Here is a 1518-nt window from a genome sequence, read left to right as displayed (position 1 = left end):
ACAGGTTGGTGTGGTAGCACTGCCGCCCGTCGGTACGACACTGTTATCTACCGAGACCGTCGCCGTTTGCTTCACCGTGGCCGGGTAGGTAAAGGTATACGTACCAGGTGCGGTGCCGGCTGGAATGGTGCAGGTAATCACCTGGCCCGATGCCGTGCACCCTGCCGGCAGGGTTCCGATGGTTTGCCCGGCACTCAGGGTATCGGTCAGCACTAGATCGGATTCGTTCGCTGCCGTACCGATTACTGCCTGCAGGGTGTAGTCAATGCCGTCACCTGCCGCAACCGTGGTGCCGGTCGCTGGAACAGAAGATTTACTCACTGTAATAATCGCGGGGGCTATCGGATGCGTGGTCGTACAGTTCGTACAGGTCGGTGTGGTAGCACTGCCACCGGTCGGTACGACACTGTTATCTACCGAGACCGTTGCTGTCTGATTCACCGTGGCCGGATAGGTAAAGCTGTAGGTACCAGGTACTGTGCCAGCCGGAATGGTGCAGGTAATCACCTGACCCGATGCCGTACAGCCTGCCGGCAGAGTTCCCAGAGTCTGGCCGGAACTCAGCGTATCGGTCAGCACCAGATCCGATGCATTGGCCGCCGTACCAATTACTGCCTGCAGACTGTAGTCAATCGTATCGCCTGCCGCAACAGCCGTACCCGTCGTCGGATTAGAGGATTTGCTCACTGCAATAATCGCGGGGGCTATTGGATGCGTAGTGGTGCAGTTCGTACAGGTCGGTGTGGTCGTGCTGCCGCCTGTTGGTACCACCGCATTGCTCACTGATCCCGTCGTTGCCTGGTTCACCGTTGCCGGATAGGTAAAGCTGTAGGTGCCAGGCGCTGTACCGGCTGCAATCGTACAGGTAATCACCTGACCTGATGCAGTACAACCCGCCGGCAGGCTTCCCAGTGTCTGGCCGGCGCTCAGGGTATCGGTTAAAACCAGATCGGATTCGTTGGCTGCCGTAGTAATCACCGCCTGCAGGCTGTAGTTAATCGTATCGCCTGCCGCAACAGCCGTACCGGTCGCCGGATTAGAGGATTTGCTCACCGCAATAATCGCGGGGACTATCGGATGCGTGGTTGTACAGTTCGTACAGGTTGGTGTGGTCGTGCTGCCACCCGTCGGTACGACACTGTTATTTACCGAGACCGTTGCCGTTTGGTTCACCGTTGCCGGATAGGTAAAGCTGTAGGTGCCGGGTGCGGTGCCGGCCGGGATGGTGCAGGTAATCACCTGACCCGTAGCTGTACAACCCGCCGGCAACGTTCCTATGGTTTGCCCGGTGCTCAGCGTATCCGTCAACACCAGATTCGATGCGTTGGCCGCGGTGCCTATCACTGCCTGCAGGCTGTAATCAATGATGTCTCCTGCAGCAACGGCAGTACCGGTCGCAGGACTGGCGGATTTACTCACCGCGATAATCGCGGGGGCTATCGGATGTGTGGTGGTACAGTTCGTACAGGTTGGTGTGGTCGTGCTGCCACCGGTCGGTACGACACTGTTATCTACCGA

1 protein-coding gene is annotated in these 1518 nt (G+C 58.2%); it reads right to left on the bottom strand.

The window, feature by feature from the left end; all coding sequences use genetic code 11:
* Positions 1-1518 (bottom strand): autotransporter outer membrane beta-barrel domain-containing protein (locus tag ACQUTA_RS13040; RefSeq protein ID WP_444988699.1); only part of this gene is annotated, 1518 nt, incomplete at both ends.

It is taken from the genome of Legionella navarrensis (genome assembly GCF_052527415.1).
The sequence above is the reverse complement of the archived record's forward strand: the minus strand, read 5'-3'. Positions and strand labels throughout refer to the sequence as shown.